At 38.4% G+C, this 24,884-nt stretch carries 21 protein-coding genes and 2 tRNA genes; 16 read left to right on the top strand and 7 right to left on the bottom strand.

Features of this window, described 5'->3' with window-relative positions; translation table 11 throughout:
• Positions 1-146: 146 nt before the first annotated feature.
• Together BMW53_RS05535 and BMW53_RS05530 are read left to right on the top strand one after the other, a co-directional pair.
• Positions 147-1,877 carry an alanine/glycine:cation symporter family protein gene (locus BMW53_RS05535; protein WP_038554481.1) on the top strand — a complete coding sequence of 577 codons (1,731 nt, stop codon included), beginning with the start codon at positions 147-149 and terminating at the stop codon, positions 1,875-1,877.
• Between the two features lie 102 nt (positions 1,878-1,979).
• Positions 1,980-3,017, top strand: coding sequence for a sialidase family protein (locus tag BMW53_RS05530; RefSeq protein WP_038554484.1), 1,038 nt, complete (start codon positions 1,980-1,982; stop codon positions 3,015-3,017).
• Positions 3,018-3,027: 10 nt separating this feature from the next.
• On the opposite strand, the gene BMW53_RS05525 is transcribed toward BMW53_RS05530, so the two are convergent.
• Positions 3,028-3,495, bottom strand: a complete 468-nt coding sequence (locus BMW53_RS05525; protein ID WP_038554487.1) for a hypothetical protein — start codon at positions 3,493-3,495, stop codon at positions 3,028-3,030.
• 816 nt (positions 3,496-4,311) lie between these two features.
• On the opposite strand from BMW53_RS05525, the gene BMW53_RS05520 reads away from it, so the two are divergent.
• The 4 genes from BMW53_RS05520 (at position 4,312) to BMW53_RS05510 (ending at position 9,478) form a co-directional block, all read left to right on the top strand.
• Complete coding sequence (locus tag BMW53_RS05520) at positions 4,312-6,804, top strand: endonuclease MutS2 (protein ID WP_074780300.1); 2,493 nt, start codon at positions 4,312-4,314, stop codon at positions 6,802-6,804.
• 70 nt (positions 6,805-6,874) lie between these two features.
• A complete protein-coding gene (locus BMW53_RS21105; RefSeq protein WP_217642893.1) occupies positions 6,875-7,201 on the top strand; it encodes an HAD family hydrolase in 327 nt (108 codons plus the stop codon).
• Positions 7,149-7,568, top strand: a complete 420-nt coding sequence (locus BMW53_RS21100) for an HAD hydrolase-like protein (protein WP_217642892.1) — start codon at positions 7,149-7,151, stop codon at positions 7,566-7,568. Before BMW53_RS21105 ends, BMW53_RS21100 begins: the two co-directional genes overlap by 53 nt.
• 56 nt (positions 7,569-7,624) lie before the next feature.
• Positions 7,625-9,478 carry a right-handed parallel beta-helix repeat-containing protein gene (locus tag BMW53_RS05510; protein WP_083404946.1) on the top strand — a complete coding sequence of 618 codons (1,854 nt, stop codon included), beginning with the start codon at positions 7,625-7,627 and terminating at the stop codon, positions 9,476-9,478.
• Positions 9,479-10,881: 1,403 nt separating this feature from the next.
• Here the strand turns inward: BMW53_RS05510 and BMW53_RS05505 are convergent.
• Positions 10,882-10,966 (bottom strand) — tRNA-Ser (locus tag BMW53_RS05505).
• Between the two features lie 284 nt (positions 10,967-11,250).
• Between BMW53_RS05505 and BMW53_RS05500 the strand changes: the two genes are divergently transcribed.
• On the top strand, positions 11,251-11,523 hold the full coding sequence (locus tag BMW53_RS05500; RefSeq protein ID WP_038554490.1) for an HU family DNA-binding protein: 273 nt from the start codon (positions 11,251-11,253) through the stop codon (positions 11,521-11,523).
• An 84-nt stretch (positions 11,524-11,607) separates the two neighbouring features.
• The gene (locus BMW53_RS05495) at positions 11,608-12,288 is read left to right on the top strand and encodes a TrmH family RNA methyltransferase (RefSeq protein WP_038554493.1); all 681 of its coding nucleotides are present in this window, start codon (positions 11,608-11,610) and stop codon (positions 12,286-12,288) included.
• 244 nt (positions 12,289-12,532) lie between these two features.
• On the opposite strand, the gene BMW53_RS05490 is transcribed toward BMW53_RS05495, so the two are convergent.
• From BMW53_RS05490 to BMW53_RS05475, 4 genes are all read right to left on the bottom strand, one after another.
• Positions 12,533-13,723, bottom strand: a complete 1,191-nt coding sequence (locus BMW53_RS05490; protein ID WP_038554495.1) for a glycosyltransferase family 2 protein — start codon at positions 13,721-13,723, stop codon at positions 12,533-12,535.
• Positions 13,720-14,922, bottom strand: coding sequence for a glycosyltransferase family 4 protein (locus tag BMW53_RS05485; protein WP_038554498.1), 1,203 nt, complete (start codon positions 14,920-14,922; stop codon positions 13,720-13,722). The genes BMW53_RS05490 and BMW53_RS05485 overlap by 4 nt, the downstream gene beginning before the upstream one ends.
• A gap of 6 nt (positions 14,923-14,928) precedes the next feature.
• Positions 14,929-16,410 carry an LptF/LptG family permease gene (locus BMW53_RS05480; protein ID WP_038554501.1) on the bottom strand — a complete coding sequence of 494 codons (1,482 nt, stop codon included), beginning with the start codon at positions 16,408-16,410 and terminating at the stop codon, positions 14,929-14,931.
• Between the two features lie 121 nt (positions 16,411-16,531).
• A complete protein-coding gene (locus BMW53_RS05475) occupies positions 16,532-16,912 on the bottom strand; it encodes an START-like domain-containing protein (protein WP_038554504.1) in 381 nt (126 codons plus the stop codon).
• Positions 16,913-17,060: 148 nt separating this feature from the next.
• Between BMW53_RS05475 and BMW53_RS05470 the strand changes: the two genes are divergently transcribed.
• Together BMW53_RS05470 and BMW53_RS05465 are read left to right on the top strand one after the other, a co-directional pair.
• A tRNA-Met gene (locus BMW53_RS05470) sits at positions 17,061-17,134 on the top strand.
• Between the two features lie 591 nt (positions 17,135-17,725).
• Complete coding sequence (locus BMW53_RS05465; RefSeq protein WP_038554507.1) at positions 17,726-18,091, top strand: hypothetical protein; 366 nt, start codon at positions 17,726-17,728, stop codon at positions 18,089-18,091.
• Between the two features lie 121 nt (positions 18,092-18,212).
• On the opposite strand, the gene BMW53_RS05460 is transcribed toward BMW53_RS05465, so the two are convergent.
• Positions 18,213-18,836, bottom strand: a complete 624-nt coding sequence (locus BMW53_RS05460; RefSeq protein WP_051567515.1) for a recombinase family protein — start codon at positions 18,834-18,836, stop codon at positions 18,213-18,215.
• 537 nt (positions 18,837-19,373) lie between these two features.
• Here BMW53_RS05460 and BMW53_RS05455 point away from each other — a divergent pair.
• The 6 genes from BMW53_RS05455 (at position 19,374) to BMW53_RS05430 (ending at position 24,880) form a co-directional block, all read left to right on the top strand.
• Positions 19,374-19,622, top strand: coding sequence for a helix-turn-helix domain-containing protein (locus BMW53_RS05455; RefSeq protein WP_038554509.1), 249 nt, complete (start codon positions 19,374-19,376; stop codon positions 19,620-19,622).
• 82 nt (positions 19,623-19,704) lie between these two features.
• Positions 19,705-20,511: a hypothetical protein gene (locus BMW53_RS05450; RefSeq protein WP_038554513.1), complete on the top strand. Its 807-nt coding sequence runs from the start codon at positions 19,705-19,707 to the stop codon at positions 20,509-20,511.
• 154 nt (positions 20,512-20,665) lie between these two features.
• The gene (locus BMW53_RS05445) at positions 20,666-21,208 is read left to right on the top strand and encodes a hypothetical protein (protein WP_038554525.1); all 543 of its coding nucleotides are present in this window, start codon (positions 20,666-20,668) and stop codon (positions 21,206-21,208) included.
• Between the two features lie 229 nt (positions 21,209-21,437).
• Positions 21,438-22,277, top strand: a complete 840-nt coding sequence (locus BMW53_RS05440) for a radical SAM family protein (RefSeq protein WP_038554529.1) — start codon at positions 21,438-21,440, stop codon at positions 22,275-22,277.
• Between the two features lie 307 nt (positions 22,278-22,584).
• Positions 22,585-22,773, top strand: coding sequence for a hypothetical protein (locus BMW53_RS05435; RefSeq protein WP_139178028.1), 189 nt, complete (start codon positions 22,585-22,587; stop codon positions 22,771-22,773).
• Complete coding sequence (locus BMW53_RS05430; RefSeq protein WP_038554535.1) at positions 22,757-24,880, top strand: VapE domain-containing protein; 2,124 nt, start codon at positions 22,757-22,759, stop codon at positions 24,878-24,880. The genes BMW53_RS05435 and BMW53_RS05430 overlap by 17 nt, the downstream gene beginning before the upstream one ends.
• Positions 24,881-24,884 lie beyond the last annotated feature (4 nt).

The raw sequence follows: 24,884 nt of genomic DNA, 5'->3' as shown, positions 1-24,884 counted from the left end.
AAATTGAACAGGATTGCTATTTTTAACTCAGTTTTTGAAACGAGCATACAATAATGCCTTTTATCCGAATAAAAGTATTGGGCGATGCGGGGTTCAAAAGTCATCTTTTGAATGAACAATTCAACGTATAAAAAAAACTGCAAATAATGAACAAACTCAATGAGATTCTCTCAACCATCGACGACCATATTGGAGGCTCGGAATGGTTTGTATTTTTATTACTCGGAACCGGTATCTTTTTTACTATTTATCTGAAATTTCCCCAATTCCGTTACATGAAACATTCGCTGCGAATTGTAAGAGGAAAATTCGACAAAGAAGGCGACGAGGGCGATACATCCCATTTTCAGGCCTTAACAACAGCCTTGTCGGGAACAGTGGGAACCGGAAATATTGCAGGTGTGGCGCTGGCCATCCACCTGGGTGGTCCGGCAGCCCTTTTCTGGATGCTGGTAACAGCAGCCCTGGGTATGACCACCAAATTTGTGGAAGTTACCCTGTCGCACAAATACCGCGACAAAGCTGCCGACGGATCGATTGCCGGTGGCCCCATGTATTTCATGAAAAAACGTTTGAACATTCCTTTAAAAAATAACAAGCTTTTAAAAACAGGCACTTTGCTGGGCGGGCTTTTTGCTATAGCCACCATACTTTCGTCGTTTGGCACCGGAAACCTGCCGCAAATCAACAGTATCTCCAACTCGCTGTTCGAAACATTTGGCATTAACCACATGGTAAGTGGAGGTATTTTGGCCGTACTGCTTGGGCTGGTAATTGTTGGTGGAATTAAACGTATTGCCAATGTTACCTCGAAACTGGTGCCACTAATGGCCATTATTTATTTTGTAGGAGCGCTGGCTGTTATCACTTATAATTACGAAAATATTATTCCTTCTATCGCTGCTATTTTCGGCGACGTTTTCAATGGTTCGGCAGCAGTTGGCGGTTTTTTGGGCGGAAGCATTGCTTTTGCTTTTAACCGTGGCGTAAACCGGGGATTGTTCTCGAACGAGGCCGGACAAGGATCGGCGCCAATTGCCCACGCCGCTGCCCGTGCTCACGAACCGGTTTCGGAAGGGTTGGTTGCCTTATTGGAACCATTTATCGATACCATTATTATTTGTACACTAACCGGGCTTGTGCTTTTATCGTCGGGGGTTTGGACCGAAAAACACCAGAACCTTTTTCAGGAAACCGATATTGTAGTGCTCGACGGAACATATTCGGAAGCCAACCAAAACGATGTTAAGCAGTTACACAACTACCTGGTTGGAAAAGCTGATTTGCCGCTATTCAACAATAGTCTTCAGGTACAAAACGGAGAAATTGTAAACCAGCCAACCATCTTACATGCACGCTCGGTAGCCGAAGATATTCGCGTTTTTGTGGACAACCAACCCTATTCGGGAGAAATAATAATTACCGGCGGTAAGATTGACCGGTCGCCGGACAGCCCGAATCCCAAAGGCCTGGTGCTGGAAGGAAAATCGCTGATGCACAGTGCTCCGCTTACCACCATTGCTTTTACACGCAGCTGGTTTGGCGACTACGGAAAATACATCGTTTCAATCGGGCTGTTGCTGTTTGCCTTCTCAACTGCCATTAGCTGGTCGTATTACGGCGGCCGCGCGGTTACCTATTTGTTTGGCGTGAAGGGCGTTGTTTGGTACCGCCTGGTTTATGTTATCGGCTTCTTCCTGGCATCGTTTACCGACACGACAATTGTTTGGACACTTTCGGGAATTACCATTGCATTGATGACGATTCCCAACCTCATCGGTCTGCTTTTCCTTTCAAAAGAAATGAAGAGCGAGGTGAAATTATTCTGGGTAGAATATGGAAAACGTTTCCCTGACGAGAAAGTACCCAAAGGATAGCTTTCAAAAATACACTCAGTATTTTAAACGGGAAAGGGATGTCATCTTTTCGAAAAGATGACATCCCTTTTTCAATAAAAAGAAAATCACGACATTTGATTTATGAAAAGATCAATCCTGGCGCTAAACTTTCTTTTTCTACTAATTGCGAGTTGCCGCCAAAGTAAAAACATAAACTATACAATTGTTTCCGAAAGCTACATTTCCGACTCAACCCAATACGCCCAATGCCATGCTTCAACAATTATCGAAACCAACAACGGACTTTTGGTATCGTTCTTTGCCGGGCCTTACGAGCGGCACCCCGGGGTTAGCATTTACACAGCTGCTTTTGAACGCGAACAATGGCAAAAACCACAAAAAGTAACCGATGGCAAAGTTAACACAACGTTGTTCCCAACATGGAATCCGGTTTTGTTCAGAAGTGCAAAAAATCAAATTGACCTTTTCTATAAAGTTGGCCCCAGTCCAAACGATTGGTGGGGAATGGTTATGCACTCAACCGACGAAGGAAAAACCTGGTCGACACCCGAAAAACTGGCCGACGGAATTTTTGGCCCTATCCGAAATAAACCGATTCAACTGGCTTCCGGTATAATTCTTAGTCCGTCGAGCACCGAAGAAAGCCACGAGCTTTGGAAATCTCATATTGAACGATCAACAGATGGCGGGCAAACGTGGACAAAAATTGCTATTCCTTCACCCGATTCAGTAAAAGTTATTCAGCCCACATTGCTTGTTTATCCCGATGAAAGCATACAGGCACTTTTGCGCAGCAACCAAAATGTTGTGATGCAAAGCTGGTCGTACGACGAAGGAAAAACATGGTCGGAAGTTCAGCCAACAACCATTCCGCATCCCAATTCGGGAATCGACGCTATCACGCTTCAGTCAGGAGAAAAGTTATTGGTAAACAATCCATTGCCAGGTGGCGATTCATGGGAGGCCGGACGAAACAAACTCGATCTTTATTATTCCGCCGACGGAAAATCGTGGCAAACCATCATGCATTTGGAAGACGAAGCAGAAGGCGAATTCAGCTATCCGTGCATTATTCAAACAACTGACGGGTTAATTCACATTTCGTACACCTACAACCGGCGCAAAATTAAACATGTAGTATTAAGTGCTTCGAACTAGAGGGGTATAATCATTCTTCGGGAATGTATTTTTTTAAACGATCGTAGTAATATTCCTGCTGAAGTTTTGGTAAGTTCTGCTCGAATCCTGTACATGTTCCGGTACTATCAATATAAACCTTTAAAAATGCCTTGTTGGTTCGGTATTCCGTATTGCTTTTCGCATCAGAAAGTGCATCGCCAATCTGCCAAACATCAACATCATAATCTCGTTGGCCATCCATATCAAATTGTGAAGTTACAGCCGGCTTAATGCTTTTCGAATAACCAACCATCATTCTCTCTGATACTTCGTACACCAAAACTTTTTCACCTTCATTGGCGGTATTAATTTCGGTAGGCAGTCCAACTCTTGAATACACTATTTTTTCCTTTTGTCCAACAATACCATGGGACAATGCTTTGTTCGTAATTTTCTTTTGAAAAGTACAAGCGGCAATCGCAAATAGCATTACTGTTAACAATAGCCAATTTTTCATTTGGTAAGTTTAATCGTTTATTAATAGCCTACAAATTAAACACAACCATTAATATTAACTCAAACATTTTAGCTGTTTATTACGAATTTTGTTTTTTTTTCGAATAAGAATTGAACCTTCGGAAACAATTAGTCCACAAAGTGTCCTGTTTTACATTATAAAAGGTAAGCAGTATTGCTTTTTGCCTCAACATTCCAGCTCATTACTTCTAATTCTGAGCTCAGAGCTCAATTGAAGTACCTTTTATATTCTATTTTGAAGTTCGGAGCTCAAAGTTTGAAGTTATTAGGTACCTCCCCCTACATCATTTCCTAATTCTTTAAGATAAAAGCTATTTATTTTAAGCTCTGAGCTCAAAGTTAGCAGCTCAGAAGTCCCCCCTCCCTACTTCATTTCTAAAATCATTAAGTTCGGAGCTCATTGTTTGCAGCTCTGAAGTCCCCTCTTCAAGCTATTTCCTCGGTATTTGAAGCTCTGAGCTTCTTCTTTAAAGCTATTTTCTCCTTACATTAAGCTTTTAAGTGGGAGTAGGTACTTCCGAGGTGGGTCAGGGTACCTCGGAGGTGGGTGGGAGTACCTCTGAGGTAGGGGTAGGAACTTCGGAAGTGGGTTGATAAAGTTCTAAACTAATCTATTGAAGTTGCTTACTCCAATTAAAAATAAATTAAGCCGTTGAAGCGACTAAAAGTTGGAATAGTTGATAAACAATAACAACGCTATCATTTTGTTACAGCAAACAGAAAAGTGAAACTATGAACGCGCCACTTTGTACTTTAAACAATGAAGCGTATTTTTGCAGCTGATTAAGAAAAGGCTATGCAAAACATTTATCCAAATAATTTCGAGGCAAAAATTGGTTTCGACCGCATTCGCGAAATGCTCACCAACAAGTGCATCAGCACCATGGGAGACGAGTGGGTGCAGGAAATGCATTTTCAAACGGGGTACGACACCATTTTGCAACAACTGAATGAGGTGAATGAATTTTGCCGAATCGTCCGCGAATTCGATAGTTTTCCGGCTACGCATTTTTACGACCTGCGCGAGGCTTTGCAAAAAATCCGACTGGAAGGCCGCTTCCTCGAACCCGAAGAATTGTTCGATTTGAAACGCTCGCTGGAATCCGTTCGTGCCATCGTTAATTTCTTTTCGAAACAGGAAGATGAAGTCTTCCCTATCCTGAAACAGAAAACATCGCGCGTGCAGGTGTTTCCGTACATCTACGACCGCATTGATGTAATCATCAATAAATTTGGAAAAATTCGCGACAACGCATCGCCCGAGCTGGCACAAACCCGCCGCAGCATTATGAATATGCAGTCGAACATGTCGAAACGATTGCATGCCATTTTAAAACAGGCACAAAAAGATGGTTGGGTAGATGAAGATGCGTCGGTATCGATCCGCGACGGGCGTGCCGTTATTCCTGTTGCGGCTGCCAACAAACGTAAACTAAAAGGTATTGTTTACGATGAGTCGGCCACCGGAAAAACCTCGTATGTTGAGCCCAACGAAATTGTTGAAATGAACAACGAAATCCGCGAACTGGAATATGCCGAACGCCGCGAGATCATTAAAATACTCACCAATTTTGCCAACGATATCCGTCCTTACCTAGAGGAGCTGGCGTATTCGTACGATTTCCTTGGCGAAATGGATTTTATCAGAGCAAAAGCCTTGCTGGCCGTTGAATTTGATGCCATCCGCCCCGAATTTAAAGAGGAGCCAATTGTTGAATGGTACAACGCCATTCATCCGCTGCTTTTAAAAACGTTACAAAAGGAAAACCGGAAAATTGTTCCGCTCGATATAAAACTTACCGACGAGAAACATATTTTACTCATCTCAGGACCAAACGCCGGAGGTAAATCAGTTTGCCTGAAAACCACAGGATTACTACAATACATGCTGCAATGTGGTTTGCTTATTCCGGTGAACGAAGCCAGCCGCACCGGAGTTTTCGAGCAACTTTTTATCGATATTGGCGACGAGCAGTCGATGGAAAACGACCTGAGTACTTACAGTTCGCACCTGATGAACATGAAACATTTTGTGCGCAACTGTAACGAAAAAACGCTGATTCTGATTGATGAATTTGGTACCGGGACTGAGCCGATGCTGGGTGGCGCCATTGCCGAATCGATTCTGGAAAAGTTAACTGAGCTCGGCACTTTTGGTGTAATTACCACACACTACACCAATCTGAAACACTTTGCCTCGTCGGCCGAGGGGATAATAAACGGCGCCATGCTTTACGATTCGCAGCATATGAATCCTTTGTTTAAACTGGACATTGGCAAACCGGGCAGTTCGTTTGCTTTCGAAATTGCACGAAAAATAGGATTACCCGAAGATATTTTGGAACAAGCCACCGAAAAAGTGGGAAAAGACCATATTGATTTCGACCGCAACCTGCGCAAAATTAACCGCGACAAACGCTACTGGGAAACCAAACGAATGAAGATTCGCAAAGTGGAAAAAATTATCGACGACACGGCGGAAACCTACGAATCGGAATTGCAGGAAATACAAAAGCAGCGGAAAGAAATTCTGAAAAAAGCCAAAGAAGAAGCCGATGCCTTGCTGAAAGGTGTTAACAAGCGAATTGAAAACACCATCCAGGAAATAAAAAAAGCACAGGCCGATAAGGAAAAAACAAAAGAAGCACGCGCCAAACTGAGCGATCTGAAAAAAGATATCGACCGCAAAACAACGGGCAACGATTCGCAGATCTCGAAAAAGATGGAGAAGTTACGCCAACGCGAAGACAACCGGAACAAGCACCGTCCCGATGAGTCGAAAAAGCCGTTAAGCAAAGAAAAGCTGGAGAAAAGTATTGAAATGCGCCCCGGCGATAAAGTGAGAATAAAGGGGCAAGATACCATTGGCGACCTTATTGAAATTAACGAAAAAAATGCGGTGGTTGCTTTTGGCCAGCTGATGACAACAATACCAAGTAAAAACCTGGAACGAATCAGTAATAACGAAGCTAAAAAGCTGGATAAAAACCGCGGCGGAAGAGCATCGGTTCTCACCGAAGGTTTCTCGGAGCGCCGCCTGAGTTTTAAACCCGAAATTGATATTCGCGGGCAAAGAGCTGATGAAGCAATCTCTAAAATCACAGCGTTTATTGATGAAGCAATAATGTTTGAATCGGGTCAACTTCGAATCCTCCATGGAAAAGGGAATGGAATTCTTAGACAAATTATTCGCGATTACCTGCGCTCGGAACCCATGGTTCGTAGCTACAAAGACGAGCATGTTGACTTTGGCGGCGCGGGAATTACAGTCGTTAATTTAGCCTTATAAAGCAGCTAGTTCCGTACATTTATCAAAAATGCAATCAGCGTTTTCAGCGAAATCTGCGAGAAAAATAATTATGAAAACCAACTTCAAAGTAATAGCATTTGATGCCGACGACACCCTCTGGGTAAACGAAACCTTCTTCCGCGAAACCGAGAAAAAGTTTTGTGCTTTGTTATCCGATTTCAGTACTTCGCATGAGACAATGGAAGTGCTTTATGCCACCGAACTACAAAACCTGGAAGATTACGGTTACGGCACCAAAGGATTTGTTCTTTCGATGCTAGAAACTGCCTTGAAAATTACCGGAAACAAAGTACCTCAACAAACTTTGGAGCAAATTATCGAGCTTGGTAAAAAAACAAATCAATCAGCCGGTAGAACTGCTCCATGGCGTTATTGAAACGCTGGAATATTTGCAACAAAAGGGCTACAAATTAATTGTTGCTACAAAAGGAGATTTGCTCGACCAGGAACGAAAACTGCAAAAATCGAAACTGGAAAAATATTTCCACCATGTGGAAGTGATGAGCAACAAAAAAGTTGCCGATTACCAAAAACTCATCAACCACCTGGAAATTGAGCCGGAGGATTTTCTGATGATCGGGAATTCGTATAAATCAGATATTGATCCGGTACTGCAACTCGGTGGCTTTGGCCTGCATATTCCGTTTCATATTACCTGGATTCACGAAAAAGCGGAAGAAATGGAAGAACACCCGAACTGGATAAAACTGCAAACCATCGGGGAGGTTAAAAACCTTATTTAATTACTTATTTTAAATCATTGGCAGGAATTGTATATTGCAAAAAAATAGCAATTACCATGAAATATACATTTCTAATAATCCTGTTTTCCTGGCTGTTTACCTTTACAATGCAGGCTTCGGCCTCGGCATCTCCGAACGATACCACTTATATTTTTCTGAAAGATTACGGCTTATACAAAACACGGAAAAACAATGCCATAAAATACTTCTACCAAGCACTGGAAGACCTGAATACCGATCAACCAAAAGTACTGGTATTCTCCACAGGCACCTATCATTTTTATCCCGACGGTTGCGAAACCAGTGTTTACTACCAGGCAAACACCTTAAATGCAAGTCCGAAAGTTTGTGCATTTCATTTTGAGAGTATAAAAAACCTGGTAATCGACGGGCGCGGCAGCCACCTGATCTTTCACCAGGAAATGCAGCCCTTTACCTTCGAAAATTGTGAAAACATTACCCTTAAAAACCTTACTATTGATTGGGAACAACCAGTTATTGCCCAGGCCGAAGTTCTCCGGGCGACCGACCTTTATATTGATATTGCCCTTAATCCCAAAGAAACTCCCTATCATTTAGAGGAAGGAAAGATCTATTTTGATGTGGGAAATGGCCGGACCAATGAATGGAAAGAGACACTGGAGTTCGACCGAAACGGCAGGTACATTGTACCTGGCACCGGCGATATACCTTGTTTGGGAGAAGACTGGGAGGCTTATACAGCCGAGGCTAGCATGCCGGGGATTGTACGCCTTCATTTTAACTTTAAACGCAAGCCCCAAATTGGGAATTTCCTTATAATGCAACACGCCACACCTACACATGCAGGTGTTTTTATTTCAGAATCGGAGAACATTACGGTTGAAAATACCAGGTTGTATCATGCTGCCGGCTCGGGTATATTAGCGCAATACAGCAAAAATCTGGAGTTCGACCGGTACCAGGCAATTCCCAACCGTTCTAAAATACGTTACTTTGGAGGAGGCTTTGATGGCTTACGGATAGTAAATTGCCAGGGCAACGTTTGGGTTAACAATTGCACTTTCGAGGGGCTGGTTAATGAACCGGTTCATGTTTACGGCATCAGCGTTCGTGTTGACGAAATTTTATCGGAAAACGAGGTGAAATGCAGCTTCCTGGATAAACAAAGTGAGATTCAGAATTGGGCTCGTCGGGGAGATCTGGTAAATTTTATCGGAGCGACTACTACGAACACGGTTAAAACGGTAAACCCAATTAATGAAGAACATTTTTCATTACAGTTGGAACAACCGATACCAACAAACCTGCAAGCCGGAGCTATTATTGAAAATCTGAGCTGGACACCTGACCTGACCATTAAGAACAGTAACTTTAAAAGTAGCCGGGCCAGTGGAATGGTGCTGGCTACACCCGGAAAAGTTGTAATCGAAAACAATACATTTGAATCGAGCGGAAGTGCCATACTTATTGCCGGCGATGCCAATACCTCGCTTCAAACAGGCGGCGTAACCGATGTATCCATTTCGGGCAATATATTTACATCGTTATGCCATACAAGTACTTACCGGTACAACGAGGCTATTATTTCCATTAACCCAGTAATTCCTGCTTTACATGATAATACTCCGGCTTATCACCGCAACATCAACATTCAGCATAACCAGTTTAATGCATTCGATTATCCACTACTTTATGCGCTTTCTGTTAAAGAATTAACATTTACGGGTAACACCATAAGCCGAAGTTACGATTTTTCGCCATTTCACAACCGGCTTTATACCTTTAGCCTTGAGTATTGCAAAAATGTTGAGATTACGGCTAATAACATTTCGGATGACCTGCTGGGGAAAACTATTTATTTGAAAAAGACCCTGGAGAATCAATTAAAAACGGATATGGACTCCATCGCTACCACCGAAAAGAACTGATTACTTAGCAACAACTTCATAAAAACTGATTAACACCGTAAAATAAGCGGAATCGAGTGTTGCCATTGCTACTTTTTCTCTTATTGTTTATACTTTTGCAGCCAGACATAATAATCGAAAAATATTAAAATACTGTTGTGATCCATTCCCTGAATGGTACTACATTTTCAGTACACTTTTTGAAGTGGTTTGTAAATACAAAACCGTTCATGCAGATGAACGGTTTTTTTTATTCTGGCCCCTCTATAATATCATGTGAATTCGATACCTCCCCAAGCTTTATTAACATAACATTAAAGTTGAGATAAAAAGAAAGGGTAGAACTTAAGGACGCTTTTTAGTGATGATTGATAATTTACAAACCCCTTTATACAAAACCAATCAAATTAGAAGTCGTTCTACCCTGTTATACAAACCCTATATTTTTATTTTCCTAATTTGTTCTGCTAATAGCAATCGATGTTCCAAAAACATCTATCTCTTCATTTACTGATAGTTAAGCAGACCACACTTATTACCCATAGTCTCATCTTGGGACATTTTTCTCTATTTAGAACTCAAATGAACCACTCACTCTTTTCTGGTTTGCAAATTTTTGGATGAAAATACTTGGGAAGAAATACAGGTTGAAAGAAATGGACTGTTATAAAACAAAAGGCAACTCAACAGTTGCCTTTGTATATTTTCTTACGTCCTAGTAAGATGTAAAAGAATTGTGCCTTATTTAAACTAAATCGTTTATGTTGAATTGAAAAAGGTATTTGAATAACCCCCTGATCAATTTTCATCTTCCCAACAACAATTTGTTCGATCGTTGTTAATCAAAATTACAAATACGATTACAAAAAACCTTGGAACGACCCGCTTTTTCAGCCTATTTCAGCAAACTGCCTAGAATTCGATAGGCGTTTTTAACATCGCGATAAGTTAATTTATCCTACGTTTTATACTCATATAAATTAAAATATCTACACCAAAGGAATGCGGCGTAACAATAAACCTTTTTCACCGAACTTTCCGTTTGCGCTTTTCGAATCATCTTTTAATTCAACCGAGAACAAAGCCCCTGGGTAAATAGATAAAAAATTTAAAAGCGCAATTGCAAAGTACCTGGAAATACAAACCTTCCTGCGCCGCTTTGCTGTTAATTTTAATGTAAATCCACACGGTTAAAGAATCGGTGAAAAACATAAGCATAAAACAGTACTAAAATCTTATTGATTTGACCTGTTTAAATGGATAAAAGAACGAGGCTTGAAACATAATTTTGTAATATGTCATCAAAAACAGACGAACAAATGCCTTATTCTCTTAAAAAAGAACCAGTTAAAACACAGGTAAAACAAAAAGTTATTAACAGGTTGCAGCAAAAAAAATCCACCAGAAAACTCTGATGGATTTTGCGGAGAGAGAGGGATTCGAACCCCCGGTACCTCGCGGTACAACGGTTTTCAAGACCGCCGCATTCGACCACTCTGCCATCTCTCCGAATGCGCTGCAAAAGTAGATTAATTTTTCAAAGTACAAAACACTTTTCAATAAAAATTTCAGAAATTACTTAAAAAAAAAGGGTGCCAGGGTTTGGTTTTTTAAAACATATTTATGAATTTAGCTAAAACTTAAAAAAGTTCTCTGAAACGCTTGATTTTACTGAATGTTTGACGAATTTTAACCCTTGAAAGAGTAGATAGATTCTGAATATTCTTTATAAAGTACATAGAACTAAGTTATTTATTTTCAATCACTTAATTAATTATTTAAAATTTTGCCTTATGAACAAAGCTCAATTACTTGATGCGATGGCCGAAAAAGCAGGCCTCAGTAAAGCTGATGCTAAAAAAGCTCTTGATGCATTTGTAGGTGCTACTACAGACGCTCTTAAAGCTGGAGACCGTGTTGCACTTATTGGATTCGGCTCTTTCTCTGTTTCAGAACGTGGTGCCAGAACTGGTAGAAATCCTCAAACAGGAAAAGAAATTACAATTCCAGCTAAAAAAGTTGTTAAATTTAAAGCTGGTGCTGAATTAGCAGATGCTGTATCGTAACGAAATACGAGTAGGTAAAAAAACTGATTAAAGGGAAGCCAAATGCTTCCCTTTTTCTTTTAACAACATCAATCTTGAGCTAAAATGAACAATAAACTTATTAATTACCTTTCCGGTTACCTAACCCCACAGCGGCTGGAACTTTATGACAAAGTGTTAAACAGGCGCACCAGGCACCTCACAGTTGTTTTGGAAGACATTTACCAGAAACAAAATGCAAGTGCAGTTTTGCGCACCTGCGATTGTTTTGGTATTCAGGATGTACATATTATTGAAGACCGGAACGAATTTCAGGTTAACCGCGAAATTGCCATGGGAGCTTCAAAATGGTTGTCGTTACATAAATACAATAACAAAGAGAATAACGCACTTGATGCAATACAAACACTAAAAAAGCAGGGTTACCGGATTGTTGCCACCACTCCGCACAATAACGATTTGGGATTACAGGATTTTGATATTGCCAAAGGAAAAACGGCGCTGGTATTCGGATCGGAACTACCGGGAATAACAGAAACCATTATGCAGGAAGCCGATGAATTTCTGAAAATTCCGATGTATGGTTTTACCGAAAGCTTTAATATCTCCGTTTCTGCTGCAATTATTCTACATCACCTAACCATGAAAATGAGAGATAGCAAAGACCTGCACTGGCAGTTGAGTAATGATGAAAAGGATGAACTTAAAATGGAATGGATTCGAAAAACCATAAAACGAAGCGAACTGATTGAGAAACGCTTTTGGGAAGAGAACAAAAAGAAATAAGCCGCTGGTTTATGACAAAGCCATATCTTACTATTTTATGACTTTTCGCGAACGAAAGCCGGCTTTAAATGACGAATTTTGATTAACGATTTCTGATTGTCGATTGCTAAGGAAACATGCATTGAGCCTTACTTCGTAATTTTGCATTGGTTAATGATCATTCAAAATTCAATTTTTCTAAAATCATTGGAGAAAAGAAAACTCCTTCCGTTCAAGTGGAAATTCCTGATCATATACATAAGAACTACCCTGCCCTTTTTGATTTTTCCCAGTTAACCGATTGATGGCCTTTTACGTAACGAAGAATCCCCAAAACAGAAGCATAGTTGATCATTACAAAATAATACGGTACGAAAAGCATTTTCATTCGCAGCTTTCTATTTTCGAAATACCACCCGAATGCCGCCATCAGGTAACACAAAACCTGCAGATACAGTGATAGAGCATAAAAATTGCCCCAATTCCAATTAACTGAACTCACTACCAGCAGCAAATTTATAATAAAAAAGAGGAATAAAACCGGCGGAGCAACAGCCCAGCGCAAAACTTTGTGCGAAAAATACTGCCAGCTCAAAATGCCATTCTTAAATGGATTGAGCAGTCCTTTTAATCGCATAATAGTTTGAATTCCCCCGGCAGCAATTCTTACTTTACGTTTTAATTCTTCTTTTACGTTTAAGGAAGCAGTTTCTTCGGCGTATGCATTTGGCGCATACGCGATTTTATAGCCGCGCCGGGCAATACGCAACGAGATAATAAAATCGTCAAGCAGAGTATCGGGTTCCACCTCCTCGAAAAGTTCGGTTCGTATGGCGAAGAGTTCACCTACTGCTCCAACTGCCGAATTCAATTCCCAGTCTTTACGCTTTATCCACGATTCCATTTTCCAATATAGACCTTCGCCGGCACCGGCAGCAGCTTCTGTATCTTTCTGCACAATCCGTTTCTCTCCTGCCACGCAACCAACTTTCGGAATGTTAAAACATTTTACAATCTCACGTATCGATTGCTTTCCAAGAACCGTGTTCGAGTCGGAAAAGATGACAATGGGTGCTTTAACAAATTTCATTCCCCGGTTTATAGCATGCGTTTTCCCGCGTCGTTGCGGCTGATGATAAACCTCCAGTCCCTCTATCTGCTTTAACATTTCCGGGCTTCCATCGTCCGAGCCATCAGTTACCCACACATACTGTATTTTCTCTTTCGGATAATCGAGCGCAAAAGCGTTCTTCACTTTCTGATAAACGTAATCCTTCTCATTAAATGCTGTTACGAACAAACAAATTTCGGGTTCGTAACCATTGCTTTCCGGTGAGTTTTCAGGTTGGGCCAATAGTTTTTTCACCCCCACAAACAACCACAACAAAAGTGCATACCCGGCGTAGGTATAAAAAAGCACAACTAAACATACCCAGAATAAAACGCTTAAAATCATTTAGTGTATTGTTTGTAAAATCCGATCAGCCTTTTCGATAGCACTAAATTATCAAAATTCTGTTGGATAAAAAGGCTGGCATTTCTTCCAATACGTTCAAAACAGTCACGGTCTTCAAGCAAGTTGGAAACAGCTTTAATAAACCTGGTTGCCTCGTTAGCCATTAAAATGTTTGCCCCATCGCTAACATTGATACCTTCAGCGCCGATCGAAGTTGACACGATACTTTTTCCCAGGGCCATTCCTTCAATAATTTTTATGCGCATGCCACTGCCCGAAAACAGCGGAACAATCATAATGGCTTTCGAATTCATAAATTGATAAGCATCGTTAACTTCTCCTTCAAAAAACACCCCTTCAACATTCAATTTATCGATTAGCCACCGCGGAGCATTTCTTCCGGCGATGTAAAAACGCAAATCGGGATATTTGTTGTGAATCTTCGTCCAGCAGTTTTTAATAAACCACAAAAGGCCATCCTGGTTGGGCGCCCACTCCAGCGATCCGATGTGAAAAAGTGATGGAAATTCGAGACTGCTTGTATCCGGCACAACAACCGACGAATCGATTCCGGTTGGAGAAACCTGCTTATCTTTTATGTTTCCCAACGAATCCAGAATATTGCCATCGCGATCAGTAATCGGGACTAACAAATCGTATGAGTTTAACAATCCTGTCTCGAACCGTTTAATCCTTTTTGAAAGATTTTGCAGGTAAATCTTTTTTAGCCCTCGTGATAGTTTTGCCGCCCTTTCCCAAATCTCGAACTCAATATTATGGGCACGATAGACCAGTGTTGCATTGGAGTATTTTCGTATTAACGGAATATACGGACAAACATAAAGGCCCTCGAACTGAATAATATCAAATTGGTTTTCACTTATCAAATCAACCAGCGCCGTGCTAAAATTTTTATTTATAAAACGAACGGCATTATATGGTTTTCGTGAAAAGAGGAGATTTGCCAATGCGGCAAAAGCATTTATTTGTGCCGGAACATCAACCAGCTTAAATGTTGCCAATTGATTTATTTCATCGGGAATTTCATCCGGATGAACATGATGTTTCAAGGTATTCATCGCCAGTACGGTTACCCGATTTCCAAGTTGCGAGAATCCTTTTGTTAAATTCATACAGGCAATGGCCCCACCATCCCTGGCCGGAAACGGAACCTTATTTGTTACCTGCAATATGTTCATTCGGGTTTAATCGTTTGATTTTCTTTTCTTGAAAAACCGTTCGAGCCCCAGGCGCGCAAAAAACTTGGTATAAGCTTCGGCCGTCATGATAGCGGAATCGGTAGCTGCTTTATACGTTAACCACACACCAATGGGCAGAAAGATATAAGACGAAAACCACATTCCGTTAAACATTGCCCAAACATCTTCGCGGGCAGTTTTTTCGCCGCTCATGGAAACTATGTAATACAAAATAAACAGAAAAATAGATACAACAACCGGCATTCCAAGTCCTCCCTTTCGGATAATTGCTCCCAAAGGTGCTCCGATAAAAAAGAAAATTAACACGGCAACCGACAGCGTAAACTTCCGATGTCGTTCCATCCGGTATTTATTCAATGTTTTCTTTTTATTATAAAGTTGCCCCTGAAACATGTTTACCTGTTGCATATTGCTTCGGGCTTTATCAAGTGCGCTTTTGGCAATATCAGCCTGCACCCATTTATCCAGGCCTGCATAAAAAGTATCAAAATTAAATATCGTATCGGCCTCAACTTCATCAATATCGCGTTTCAACGAATCGGCTTTGGCAGTCAGATTATACATTCTCCGGGTAATTGTCGGATTTATATTAATCTGCATCATATAATTTCGAAGCCGACCGTAATAATCGTCCGTTAAACTATCATCGGCAGTCATCAACTGATCGATAGTAAGCATACGGTATTGATTTTTAAAAATGCTTTCATCGCGGCGGTTAAATTCAAAATCGCGCACTTTTACCCTTATCGTTTGTTCTTCAAAACGATTGCGCTGATAAGGATACGTTTCTTTTTTACCCCGGCTTTGCGATTTCTGCTCCTGATACGTCACTCCGCTAAACAGATTTAGTACCATGTACTTTTTATCTTCCGTAATCCGAAGCAATCCCGAATCGGCAACCGTAACACTTTCGTTGGGCTTATTTTTTGTGTGGTCGTATATCAGCAGGTCATATAGCATTTTTGTATCGTTATCGCGCTTGCCAACTTTAATGCTGTAGCCATCCATTTCGTTGGTAAAAACCCCTTCCTGCAAAACCAGTTCGGGTCGCTGCTTTTTTACACTGTATAAAAGCGTCGAGAATTTCAGGTTTGTTTTCGGCAGAATATTATTGGAAAAATAAAAGGCGGTTCCGGTAATAAGAATTGCAATAACTATTAACGGACGCATGATTCTGAACAGCGAAATTCCGGAAGCTTTCATGGCTACCAGCTCGTAATTTTCGCCCAATGCTCCAAAAGTCATAATTGATGCCAGTAACATGGCCAATGGGAAAGCAAGGGGAAGCAAAGCGAACGATGCATAAAACATCATTTCGCCAAGTACTTTAAAATCCAGCCCTTTACCCACCAGGTCATCAACATACTTCCACAAAAACTGCATAAGCAGAACGAAGACCACAATAAAAAAGGTCATAAAAAATGGCCCAAGAAATGATTTTATAATAAAAAGGTGCAGACGTTTCATGTATTTTATTTCAATCTGGAAACGCTTACAAAACTAAGTTATTTTAGGAATTAGTAAAGCAAAAAAGGTTAAGAAACGTTATTACTGCCGGAACACAGCTGTTAATAAACTGAAAAACGAATTACGAGCCCAGCACATGTTTTAAAGCGTCTACCTGCGAATCCCATAAGCCACGGGTTTCTTCAACTTCATCTTCTTCGGCAAAATCGGTTATTAAAAGCGAAACATCGCCGGTAAGTTCATCGCGTGTAATTTTAAATTCGAAGTACGAATCATCTTCTTCATCTATCCAGCTAAACCGTACCAAACGGTTTTCTTTGTGCAATGTCATTTCAGCAGTTTGCTCCGATCCGTCCCAAATAAAAGTATAGCGTTTTCCCCGAACGCGAACATCGTCGGCGAACCACTCAGTTAACCCGGAAGCCGTGCTTAGTCTGTTATAAAGCACCTTAGGAGAACAATTGATAATATATTCCAGATTGATTTTTACTTTACTAGTCATAAGTTTGATTTTTGGCAATATAATTAATAAGAATGTAACTTACAACTAGTTAAAATCGCGGCAAGAAAGTTATTTCGAAAATTTTAAAAAATGATTAGTGAGAATAAAAATAAACACTATATTTGCACCGCAATTTTGAAAAACAAATGGCGAGGTAGCTCAGCTGGTTAGAGCGCATGATTCATAATCATGAGGTCGGCGGTTCAAGCCCGCCTCTCGCTACGAATCAAACAACAAAAGACCTGTAATTTCAACTATTACAGGTCTTTTTATTTTAATGCAGTGTCTTATTCAGTGTCAAATTCAATAAATTTGTTTTTAATTAAAAACGTTTTAACCTTGTCAATATAATCACATTTAAAGATACAAATTTTCATGCAATTCTAACTCAAAAAACCGTTTAATTCAACATCCAATTTTTTCTACCCAGAATTTTTTAAAACCTTACTTTTTCGAAACCAAATTTCATTTTCTGTAAATTTTTCACTGACCCGAATAAAAGCACTTTTCTATATACCCTCAGATTTTTTTATAAAAAATTTGGCAATCACAATATGCAAAAACTGCTTTCCCTATCTGGATTCCCAATTTTTTTTGGCAGAAATTTTTATAAAAAATTATAATAATCAGTTATTTACGACTCTGGAAAACCAGAATTAGGCAAATACCTGTAAAACAACTGCTTGGCGCACCTACAGCACCAGAAGGGGGGCTGGGTGGGAATATCGGCAGTGGGGGTTACCGTGGGGGGTATAATATTGAACATTATTGTCTAAACCAGTTTGCTTCAGTATTTATATTAAAGCAGAGACTATGACTCCAGAGATTAAAAAACATATTCAAAACCATGATACTCACAACACATTTGGATTTCTTCGACTTAAAGGATTCTTTATTCTTGATTATGATTGCATCATGACCAACGATTCTCAAATAGTTAATGTACTTAGTCATTATCTACTTGTCGAATTTGAGGATGGTGGAAAAATAAAATATCGAACGGTTATGTTTTGGCATGCTTTGGTCAAGGATGGATATTTAAAAATAATTGTCTACGATATCAACAAACAGGTTATTATAACAAGACTGCACAATATCGATAAGACTAATTCTATTTGCAACTGGGTTCTGTTGGATAAGAACATCTTCAAGGATGACCGTTTAGAAAGTGACTTTTAATTAAAAATGATGCCATATCTCCATTTCATGCATTTTTAATTAAAACTATATCAAATCACCCATCTAAACATTTTTAATTAAAAGCATAATCAAATCGCAACCTTCATCAATCTAATAAATATCACCTAATCAACTCCATAACTTTTCTAACAGTAGGTGGTGTCGCTATTGGTTTACCAGTATCATCTTTAACCATTTTTGAAATTGCGTTAGCTGTAAGTTTCCCATTTGAATTTTTAATAATATTCACAATAGGTGTGTACTTCTTTAGGAATTTTTCTGAATTTTCAGCAGTTCCTTTTTTCCTTCCGATATACACACCTTTGGCTTTCGCCAATTCAACACCTTGACGTTGACGTTCTCGAATGTTATCCCTTTCCATTTGTGCGATATTGGCTAAAAGGTCTGTGATTAGCTTGAACATCGGGTTTATTTTGCCACTATTAAAAAGTGTTAGACCGTATTCGCTGATTAATAACTGGCAACTGTGGTCTTCAAGATATTTAATGGTCTGTTGGATGTCATATGCATCTCTACCAAGTCGGTCAATTGATTTAACCTGAACAAAATTTATTTCACTTGATTCAATGGATTTAACTAATTTACTTCCACTGGGTCTTTCTTTAAATGGTATCACACCACTACAAGTATCTTTAAACACTTTGCCATTGAAATTTTTTATTTCTTGCCTTAAAGTGCTCTGTGAACCAGAACTCACACGGATGTACAATGCTTTCTTTTCCATAATCCAAAGATATGAAAAAAGTTTCAAAATAGAAATTATTAGGGTGGTTTTAATTTATCTATTATTTCAACGGTTTTGTTGACTTCTAGGGCACGAAAATTTATTCATTGCAGAAAATTTTGATGTACACTCTAATTTTTTTTTATTATCCATGAAAATCAATTATGATTTTAATTGTTCACTTAGTGCTAATATTTGATTATCACGAAATTTCGCTTCACATTTCTTCAAAGAATTACAATTAGTGAAAATTGAAACCAACTACCTTGAAAATTTATAATTCCCAATAATTATTTTTTATTTTCTTGTCGATGCTCTTGATGTTGGGCATACTTGGACAATTTTACGGACAACATGCCTTAAAAACTAAGGTGTTTAGCGTTCTACTGCCCAACGGGGCTGGATTCTGGATTCTCTAATCACCCCGGTAAACCAGCATTAATTGCATCAAAAAGTACAATAAAACGCTATTAATTACCCCCTACATATGGCTTTTTTGAAACCTTGACAGTATCAAAATTTTCAGTATTTATTATTATGAAACAGCAGAGAAAATCAGAAGTAAGCACTGAAAACCAAACCAGATTAAAGGAAATTGCATCTTTTCTAAAGGAGTATCGGTTGCTCAGCCAGCTAACACAGGAAGAGATTTGTAAAATTAGTGGATTAAGCAAATCATCAGTAATTCGATTAGAGGCAGCAGAACCAACCTCATTTCTGACAATCTGTAAATATCTAACAGCAGTTCAATTACCACTTAATCAATTATTCCTAGAAATTTATTAAGCATTTATTTTTGTAGTTTTAGATTCTTAAAATTTAAAACCTTAATTGGTATTTTAAATATCTTTTTGAGCACTTTGTAGTTATGAACACATTCATCGACCAATTTGTAGAAGTATTTGCCGATAATGAATATAAGGCTGATGTCCAACATTACTGCGAATTGAATGGGAAGTCTTCCTCGAAGGAATTAAAGAAATATCTTGAAAAACATTTTCGGAAATTTAAACGAGAATATCTTGGTGTCAACTCAGACAGAAAGGATGAATTATACAGCACTATGCTTGCAAGTCTTAATCGAATACTTACTGATTTCACTCCAGCGTATAAAGAAGTTATGGACTCGAATAATTCTTCGTTGAAAGAATTGTTTAATGTTAAACTGACAATTTTAAAAAGATTAAACGAATTTATTTCTTCAAATCCAACACATGCCGAACTTAGTGCAAAAGATATCGTCTACTATTTCACTGTTAAGAATGATTTTAAATATAAGTATGATATTTACCTTAATAATTTATATTACGGACTTAAAGATGATTTAAAGTATATCAATTGTACTCCAGAACAATTTAAAATGCTGTTCAGACCAGAGGGAAAAAAAAGAATGAAAACTCCTGAGCCAATAATATGGTTGTCTGCATATAGTCACTTATTGCATTTTATAAAATGTTTAGTGGATGCAGATTTTATCCCGAACACAAAAAAACCTTCTTTCAATATCATCGCAAGAAATCTATTCTACGAGAAAGAGGATGGCAAATATTTTAGACAGAGTGGCACTAAAAGAGATGTTAAAGACCTAACCAAGTTTCCTTATGTCGATATCAAGAACATGGTTGTAGATAAATTGAACTTAAAGACCCGACCTTCTTCAGAATTGAAAAAATAAAATTCAACATTTTTTACATTTAATTACCCGTACTTTTTCGCCTTTACGTGGCTTCATACCTGACCATTGACCCGACCATACATAAAGGTCGGTTGTCCTTCCATTGCCTTCCCAATATATTTGTTTCATTATTAACAATTAAAATTCTAATGACATGGAAACAAAAATTTTGACGGAGCAATCATTGAAAGCAAAACAGCCAATGCCACCAGAGCACGCTGCTTACCTCGAACTAAAACTAAATCATTATATCGAAGAAACACCCAAACACTCGGGGGCATATCTTGCAAATACTCCTAAATCGTACGATTACGGCAATCTTAAAGAGCTAAAATCCTTAGCAGCTAATTATATTCTTACGAATTTTAGCCTAGAAGACCTTTGGACAATATTTTTTGACTTCAACGACTCCTCTTATACTATAGACCTGATGTCAATAAAGAAAAAGAAGAAGTTTGCAATTGACTGTATCAATGAGGAGATATTCATAGATGATAATTATCCAGAGAGGCTTAAAAGAAAGGTGTGGAATATGAGTCCTTTAGTTTTCGGACTAATTTATATCGTAGTTTGTGAATCTAAAATATTTTTGGATGAAGAAGTAAACACAGGTATTGAAGGTGCGATTAGACCCGAAAATATTAACGATTTTATAAAGACGGATATTGCATATTCATTGACTAATAATTGGATTTAAACCCTCACAACGGATAGTTTAAGTTTTACTATTCCACTACTGACAGTCGAAATAGCCTGAAAACAAAGGAAACTGCACTGTCGATGTAACCAATGCTGGTTACAACAATAACCAAAACAAAATATAACCAATTGTAAAATTGATGCAAGGCATTAATAGTGGGATAGGTCTGTCCAAATGGAATTGGACAGGTAAAGAGATTGAGTAATAATTTTAAAAACAATAAAAGATGAAAAAAGAAAATTTAAAAACAGAAAAGATGAAAAACGTGTACAAAGGAAAAGCAATTTATAATCCAAGTGGTAAAGCTGGTGAATATAGCAATTGGGCTTGTAATTTTTATGTAGGATGTTCCAACGAATGCAGTTACTGTTATTTGAAAAAAGGAATTACAGCAAAGGTATTAGGAGGCAGTACACCTGTACTGAAAAAGTGTTTTAATAACGAGACTCATGCACTTGATATATTTTCGGCAGAATTGCACAAAAATATTAATGAGTTAAAGCAGCATGGTTTATTCTTTAGTTTCACCACTGACCCAATGTTAAACGAAACGATAAAGCTAACCTTAGAAGCGGCAAAATACGCTGTAGATTTTGGCGTACCTGTAAAGATATTAACTAAAATGGGATTGCTTGCTTTTGAAGTGTTTGATGATGATTACACCCTTAATGCTGGGCGTGACAAAGGGATGGTAGCTTTTGGTGTTACATTAACAGGGCACGATGAATTAGAACCAAATGCAAAGAGCAATAAAGAAAGAATAGAGATGCTTCGAACAGCAAAAAAGTTTGGGTATAAAACATTTGCAAGCATTGAACCTATAATTGATTTTAGAAGTGCGAAAAACGTTATTGAAGCGAGTAAAGATTTCTGCGACTTATTTAAAATAGGACTAGAAAGCGGTGGAAAATATGATGTTTTAGAATCGCAGAACTTTGTTGAATGGCTTAATCAGATTAAGCAGCCTAAAATTTACCTTAAAGAAAGTTTACAAAAACTAAGTAGATATACCAATGCTGAATTGGGTAATTATTTTGTAGAAAGTAATTACAATCTTTTCACTTAGATATGGTATTCTTTTTATTATACGACAGGGTGACAGGATGAAATTGAGTTTTCAACCAATTACTAAACAGTGACAGTAATAAATCAGTATACTAAATAACAACTGTCACTGTCTACATTCCTGTTTAAAACCTGTTTCTATCTTGTCTCCTTGTCCATCCGACCTAAAAAACAATAAAAAGAATAATTATTTACGAGAAAATACCACAAAAAATGGCGTTTACTTTTTTTCTGAGTATTTAGTTTTAGATGGGTGCTAATTGTACCTCAAAAAAATAACAGGATTTAATCTTAAAAAAATGAAAAAGATGAAAAACCAACAAAATGTAAAAATGAACTTGTCTCTGGACAGAGACTTCTATGAGCTACTTCAGGCTAATGCAAAACGAGACTATGTTAAAGTAGCAACATGGACAAAGCAATTCTTAATGAAGAACCTGCTTGAAAAAAATAACAGCGATTCTAAATGTTTAATTCAAAATGAAAAAGAAATGTGATAACAAACAGTCAGAAAATATCGATAAGCTCGACATTGGTTTATCAATAATTCCCGTAAGTTCAAAAAAGACTCCTTTCACCCCTTGGACGGAGTACCAAAGCAATATCGCCCCGATATCACTCTGGCATTCACATTATATTAACCAAGGAACTGTTGGCATAATAGCAGGTAAAGTAAGTGGTAACCTCGAATGTATTGACATTGACACTAAAAACGACCCCAAAAAAACTATCATAACAGAGTTTAATGCTTTGATTCCCGATGAATTGCTCAACAGACTCATTATCCAATCAACTCCAAGTGGCGGTCTACATTATATTTATAGATGCCCTGAAGCAGTTATTGATAAAAATCTCAAACTCGCACGTCATTCCAATGGTGAAATTATACTCGAAACCCGTGGTGAGGGTGGATATTTTTGCACTAGCAAAACCAATAACGAGATAATGCAAGGCAAATTCAACCTTGAAACACTTGAGGTTGACGTACCAATTATCACAGCAGAGGAACGTAATCTTCTGCTAGAGACTGCCAGAAGCCTTACCCGATATTTTCCCAGTGGAAATACTAATTCAAAGAACAATAAATCGTTTAATTACAAAGAACCTGCAATCAATGAGTTCAATAATAAATACGACATAATTGAATTATTTACAAAAGATAATTGGTCTGTTGTTAATGAAGATGATGACAAATTCTATTTACTTCGTGACGGTTCTGCTGCTAGCCATTCAGGGTATTATTTTAAAGCAACCAAGACCTTCTTCTGCTTTAGTACCTCAACTGAATTCAAAACTGAAAAGCCATATAACAACTTCCAGATACTTCAGGTTCTTGAAGGAAAAAACGACTACAAAACAACATTGAGACTGTTATCGAAATATGGTTACGATGTGAAAACTAAACCAGATAAGGTTGATGTAGATGACATTGCATTGTACTTAAATAATATAGGTGTTCGATACGATTCTTTCATTCAAGACCTTACCCTTAATGGTAAAATCATTGAGGAAATGGACTACAATACTGTCTATATCGATTTGAAAAAACACTTCGATAAGCAAATACCCAGAACTAGGTTTGAAGAAACCATCAAGTCACATTATATACAAACGGTAAACCCGATTCTTGATTTTATTGAAGCCAATAAGGAAAGACAGCCATCAGGTACATTTGAAAAATGGCTGGATTGCATCGAATTAAAAAACAAAAGCATCAGCAAATCCAATGTCTTATTTTTTCTGAAAAGGTGGTACGTGGGTATGATTGCTCAGGCATTAGGTGCAGAATATCCAAATGAGTTCTTTCTAACTCTATTATCCACTGAGCAGGGTGTAGGAAAAACTACATTCCTTAGAACTTATACTATTCCCGAGCAACTACATAGTTATCGAAAGGAACACTCACTTAGTTTTGATGACGATTTTAAAGTATTGATGTCTCAGGCAATGCTCATTGTGGATGATGAGATGGATGGTCGAACATTTGGTGAGGACAAAACATTCAAGACGGTTTTAAGTACTAAAGAACTCACCATGCGAAGGAAATACGACAGGAGAATCAGTACAATAAAACGTAGATGCAGTTTTGCTGGTAGTGGCAATAATCTTGCAGTGGTAAGAGAACAACAAAACCGTAGAATCATTCCAATTGAAGTCGAAAAATTTCATTTCGAAAGACTAGCTGCAATTAATTTAGTTGATTTGTTTATGGAAGCCTATCATCTGTATTCTGGTGGTTTTCGATACTCATATCAGCGAGATGACATGGTATTACTAAAGCAAATCTATGATGATTATGTGCAAAAATCCGATGTTGATTTATTGCTTGATGAATACATTATGCTGCCAGAAACAATAGGTGACATCTACTATATCTCAACCCTTGATATTGTCCTGAGTTTAACCCGCAATTTTCCGCAGTTCAGCAAACGAATTAACGTGGTCTCCATCGGTAAACAAATGGTAGAGCGCAACTTTAATTCGGTTAGAAAAGGAAGTAACCGTACATCTGGTTATGAAATAAATAGAAAAAGTAAAATTTTACAAATTCTTGGAAACGACTCCGAATCTTGGAGACTTAATGTTCAGGGATTAGTAGGATAAAAAT

Origin of the sequence: Draconibacterium orientale (assembly GCF_900111425.1) — a bacterium.
GTDB lineage: Bacteria > Bacteroidota > Bacteroidia > Bacteroidales > Prolixibacteraceae > Draconibacterium > Draconibacterium orientale.
Note: the sequence above shows the minus strand (reverse complement) of the source record. Positions and strands in the feature narration are given on the sequence as shown.

Bases quoted from the DNA above. Each gene is read 5' to 3' on its own strand.
- BMW53_RS05535 (WP_038554481.1), top strand. From the start codon at position 147: ATGAACAAACTCAATGAGATTCTCTCAACCATCGACGACCATATTGGA.
- BMW53_RS05530 (WP_038554484.1), top strand. From the start codon at position 1,980: ATGAAAAGATCAATCCTGGCGCTAAACTTTCTTTTTCTACTAATTGCG.
- BMW53_RS05525 (WP_038554487.1), bottom strand. From the start codon at position 3,495: ATGAAAAATTGGCTATTGTTAACAGTAATGCTATTTGCGATTGCCGCT.
- BMW53_RS05520 (WP_074780300.1), top strand. From the start codon at position 4,312: ATGCAAAACATTTATCCAAATAATTTCGAGGCAAAAATTGGTTTCGAC.
- BMW53_RS21105 (WP_217642893.1), top strand. From the start codon at position 6,875: ATGAAAACCAACTTCAAAGTAATAGCATTTGATGCCGACGACACCCTC.
- BMW53_RS05510 (WP_083404946.1), top strand. From the start codon at position 7,625: ATGAAATATACATTTCTAATAATCCTGTTTTCCTGGCTGTTTACCTTT.
- BMW53_RS05500 (WP_038554490.1), top strand. From the start codon at position 11,251: ATGAACAAAGCTCAATTACTTGATGCGATGGCCGAAAAAGCAGGCCTC.
- BMW53_RS05495 (WP_038554493.1), top strand. From the start codon at position 11,608: ATGAACAATAAACTTATTAATTACCTTTCCGGTTACCTAACCCCACAG.
- BMW53_RS05490 (WP_038554495.1), bottom strand. From the start codon at position 13,723: ATGATTTTAAGCGTTTTATTCTGGGTATGTTTAGTTGTGCTTTTTTAT.
- BMW53_RS05485 (WP_038554498.1), bottom strand. From the start codon at position 14,922: ATGAACATATTGCAGGTAACAAATAAGGTTCCGTTTCCGGCCAGGGAT.
- BMW53_RS05480 (WP_038554501.1), bottom strand. From the start codon at position 16,410: ATGAAACGTCTGCACCTTTTTATTATAAAATCATTTCTTGGGCCATTT.
- BMW53_RS05475 (WP_038554504.1), bottom strand. From the start codon at position 16,912: ATGACTAGTAAAGTAAAAATCAATCTGGAATATATTATCAATTGTTCT.
- BMW53_RS05465 (WP_038554507.1), top strand. From the start codon at position 17,726: ATGACTCCAGAGATTAAAAAACATATTCAAAACCATGATACTCACAAC.
- BMW53_RS05460 (WP_051567515.1), bottom strand. From the start codon at position 18,836: ATGGAAAAGAAAGCATTGTACATCCGTGTGAGTTCTGGTTCACAGAGC.
- BMW53_RS05455 (WP_038554509.1), top strand. From the start codon at position 19,374: ATGAAACAGCAGAGAAAATCAGAAGTAAGCACTGAAAACCAAACCAGA.
- BMW53_RS05450 (WP_038554513.1), top strand. From the start codon at position 19,705: ATGAACACATTCATCGACCAATTTGTAGAAGTATTTGCCGATAATGAA.
- BMW53_RS05445 (WP_038554525.1), top strand. From the start codon at position 20,666: ATGGAAACAAAAATTTTGACGGAGCAATCATTGAAAGCAAAACAGCCA.
- BMW53_RS05440 (WP_038554529.1), top strand. From the start codon at position 21,438: ATGAAAAAAGAAAATTTAAAAACAGAAAAGATGAAAAACGTGTACAAA.
- BMW53_RS05435 (WP_139178028.1), top strand. From the start codon at position 22,585: ATGAAAAACCAACAAAATGTAAAAATGAACTTGTCTCTGGACAGAGAC.
- BMW53_RS05430 (WP_038554535.1), top strand. From the start codon at position 22,757: ATGAAAAAGAAATGTGATAACAAACAGTCAGAAAATATCGATAAGCTC.